This window comes from Mesorhizobium sp. M4A.F.Ca.ET.090.04.2.1, assembly GCF_003999085.1.
Taxonomy (GTDB): domain Bacteria; phylum Pseudomonadota; class Alphaproteobacteria; order Rhizobiales; family Rhizobiaceae; genus Mesorhizobium.
Map to the genome: position 1 here is coordinate 1 of NZ_RZOT01000653.1, position 2,950 is coordinate 2,950.

The 2,950-nt window shown below is 61.3% G+C and carries 5 protein-coding genes; 2 read left to right on the forward strand and 3 right to left on the reverse strand.

What is annotated here, in order from left to right; genetic code table 11:
• The 3 genes from purQ to purC form a co-directional block, all read right to left on the reverse strand.
• Positions 1 to 405, reverse strand: a 405-nt coding sequence (gene purQ / locus EN781_RS29790; RefSeq protein WP_127400609.1) for a phosphoribosylformylglycinamidine synthase I, incomplete at its 3' end; no start/stop codon positions are given.
• Complete coding sequence (purS, locus tag EN781_RS29795) at positions 406 to 645, reverse strand: phosphoribosylformylglycinamidine synthase subunit PurS (protein ID WP_126054835.1); 240 nt, start codon at positions 643 to 645, stop codon at positions 406 to 408.
• A gap of 67 nt (positions 646 to 712) precedes the next feature.
• The gene (gene purC, locus EN781_RS29800; RefSeq protein ID WP_126054834.1) at positions 713 to 1,507 is read right to left on the reverse strand and encodes a phosphoribosylaminoimidazolesuccinocarboxamide synthase; all 795 of its coding nucleotides are present in this window, start codon (positions 1,505 to 1,507) and stop codon (positions 713 to 715) included.
• A gap of 277 nt (positions 1,508 to 1,784) precedes the next feature.
• Between purC and EN781_RS29805 the strand changes: the two genes are divergently transcribed.
• Together EN781_RS29805 and EN781_RS29810 are read left to right on the forward strand one after the other, a co-directional pair.
• Positions 1,785 to 2,105, forward strand: coding sequence for a DUF1476 domain-containing protein (locus EN781_RS29805; RefSeq protein WP_126054833.1), 321 nt, complete (start codon positions 1,785 to 1,787; stop codon positions 2,103 to 2,105).
• Positions 2,106 to 2,262: 157 nt separating this feature from the next.
• The coding region (locus EN781_RS29810; RefSeq protein WP_127400610.1) for an HpcH/HpaI aldolase/citrate lyase family protein at positions 2,263 to 2,950 on the forward strand (688 nt) is incomplete at its 3' end.

A 2,950-nucleotide genomic window follows, 5' to 3' on the forward strand; every position in this document is an offset into this window, starting at 1 on the left:
GATCTGGCCGGGCTGATAGCGACGGGTGAACATGGTGTTGGCGTTGGCGATTTCGAGCTTCACCTGCCGGCAGACGAATTTCAGCGAAGCATTGCGCATCAGCGCGCCGGGCAGCAGGCCGGCCTCGACCAGGATCTGGAAGCCGTTGCAGACGCCGATTACCATGACGCCCTTGGCCGCCTTTTCGGCCACCGCTCGCATCACCGGCATGCGCGCCGCGATCGCCCCGCAGCGCAGATAGTCGCCGAAGGAGAAGCCACCCGGGATGGCGATCAGGTCGACATCGGGGATTTCGGTGTCGGTCTGCCAGACGGTGGCCGGCGCCTGTCCGGAAATCTTGGTCAGCGCTGCGATCATGTCGCGGTCGCGGTTGAGGCCAGGCAGGAGGACGACGGCTGATTTCATCTAGGCGATCTCCACCGCGTAGTTCTCGATAACGGTGTTCGCCAGAAGCTTGTCGCACATGGCCTTGAGGTCGGCTTCGGCCTTGGCCTTGTCGGTCCCCGCAAGCTCGACGTCGAACACCTTGCCCTGGCGCACCGATCCGACCCCATCAAAGCCCAGCCCGGACAGCGCATGCTCGATCGCCTTGCCCTGCGGGTCGAGAACGCCATTCTTGAGGGTGACGGTGATACGGGCTTTCATCGATACTCCTGAGAAATCAGTGCGGCTTGCGCCGGTTTCGCCGCCACAGGCAAGTCCGGTCTGGCAGTTAGTGCTTCAAGCCCTTGGGCGGCTCGGTGGAGGCGACGAGCACCGGTCCAGTTGGGCGCGGTGGCTCGTTCTCGTTCATGATGCCGAGGCGGCGGGCGACTTCCTGATAGGCTTCGACCAGTCCGCCCATATCGCGGCGGAAACGGTCCTTGTCGAGCTTGTCCTGCGTGTTCACGTCCCACAGCCGGCAGGAATCCGGCGAAATCTCGTCGGCGACGACGATGCGCATCATGTCGCCCTCGAACAGGCGGCCGCACTCGATTTTGAAATCGACGAGTTGGATGCCGACGCCCATGAACAGGCCGGAGAGGAAGTCGTTGACGCGGATGGCCAGCGCCATGACGTCGTCGATCTCCTGCGGGCTCGCCCAGCCAAAAGCGGTGATGTGCTCTTCCGACACCATCGGGTCGTCGAGCGCGTCGGCCTTGTAGTAGAATTCGATGATCGAGCGCGGCAGCACCGTGCCTTCCTCGATGCCGAGGCGCTTCGACAGCGAGCCGGCGGCGACGTTGCGCACTACGACTTCAAGCGGAATGATCTCGACTTCCTTGATCAGCTGCTCGCGCATGTTGAGCCGCCGGATGAAATGGGTCGGAATGCCCATGCGGTTCAAATGGTTGAAAATATGCTCGGAAATGCGGTTGTTGAGCACGCCCTTGCCATCGACCACTTCGTGCTTCTTCTTGTTGAAGGCGGTAGCGTCGTCCTTGAAAAACTGGATCAGCGTCCCCGGCTCAGGTCCTTCATAGAGGATCTTGGCCTTGCCTTCATAAATGCGGCGGCGATTTTTCATTTGATTTTTTCTCTGGATTTCCGGGCAGGCGGCAAGCGCCCAGTTCCTGTCCGTCTGCCTAAATTAGTATGGCAACGGCGGTGTTCAATGCCGGTGTCTATCCCAATCACATGGTTTGCTCAATCGGCAAATCCTTCGAATTAACCGCTTTCGGGAATGAAATGCCGCAGCGCAGCAAGTGATGTAGCATATTGACCGGCCCGCGGCCTTTTGGTTTGTGCTTCGGGAACACACATGATTTACGCCTAAGCGAATCGGATTTGACCGGAGGGATGCCATGAGCAGCATGAAAGACCGAGAAGAGGGCTTCGAGCGCAAATTCGTCTTCGACGAGGAGCTTCGCTTCAAGGCCTCCGCCCGCCGCAACAAGGCGCTTGGCCTGTGGGCGGCCGAAAAGCTCGGCAAGTCCGGCACTGACGCCGAGGCCTATGCCAAGCAGGTGGTCGTCGCCGACATCGAGGAAGCCGGCGACCACGACGTCTTCCGCAAGATTCGCAAGGATTTCGACGAGGCCGGTGTCAACCAGTCGGACCATCAGATCCGTCGTACCATGGACGAACTGATGGCCGAGGCGATCGAGCAGATCAAGAACACCTGATCCAATATGAGCATGACGTCGCCCGAAAACCGCTTCACGCTTTTCGGCATCATGCTCTAACTGGACCAATCGACCGCCCGGCCAAGCCGGGCGGTTTTTCTTTGCCTTTGCCGCGGTTTCCGGCTGAAACTGCGGATTGTTAACAAGGAAAGTTCAAATGTCGCTCAAGTCCCGCCTGGCTGCTGACGAAACACTGTTCACCGCATGGTCCGGAGTGCCGGATGCGCTGACGGTCGAGATCATCGCCAAGCAGGGTTTTGACGCCGTCACCCTCGATATGCAGCATGGCGGCCATCACGAGGACAGCGTGCTGCGCGGCCTGGTGCCAGTCCTGGCCGCCAACAAGCCGGCGCTGGTGCGCATTCCGGTCGGCCGCTTCGACATGGCGAGCCGCGCGCTCGATTTCGGCGCAGAGGCGGTGATCGCTCCGATGGTCAATTCGGTCGCCGACGCCAGGCTGTTCGCCGCCGCCATGAAATACCCGCCCGTGGGCGAGCGCTCCTGGGGCCCGACCTACGCCTTTCCGCGCCACGGCAAGGGCGACCACGCCGAATGGCTGCGCGACACCAACCAGCGCACCATGGCGTTTGCGATGGTCGAGACGCGCGCGGCGTTCGAGGCGCTGGACGGCATTCTCGACACACCCGGCATCGACGGCATCTTTGTCGGCCCCTCGGATTTCTCGATTGCCTGGTCGAATGGCACCACCGTCAATTCGACGCTGGAAAGCATGATGGAGACGGTTGCCTCGATCGCCGAGCGCACGCGCAAGGCCGGCAAGCATGCCGCGATCTATGTCATCGAGCCGGCTGTCGCCGGCCGTGTCGTGGCGATGGGCTACCGGC

What these genes read in the sequence shown, in the direction of transcription:
- purS (WP_126054835.1), bottom strand. Translation starts at nt 645, where the DNA reads ATGAAAGCCCGTATCACCGTCACCCTCAAGAATGGCGTTCTCGACCCG.
- purC (WP_126054834.1), bottom strand. Translation starts at nt 1,507, where the DNA reads ATGAAAAATCGCCGCCGCATTTATGAAGGCAAGGCCAAGATCCTCTAT.
- EN781_RS29805 (WP_126054833.1), top strand. Translation starts at nt 1,785, where the DNA reads ATGAGCAGCATGAAAGACCGAGAAGAGGGCTTCGAGCGCAAATTCGTC.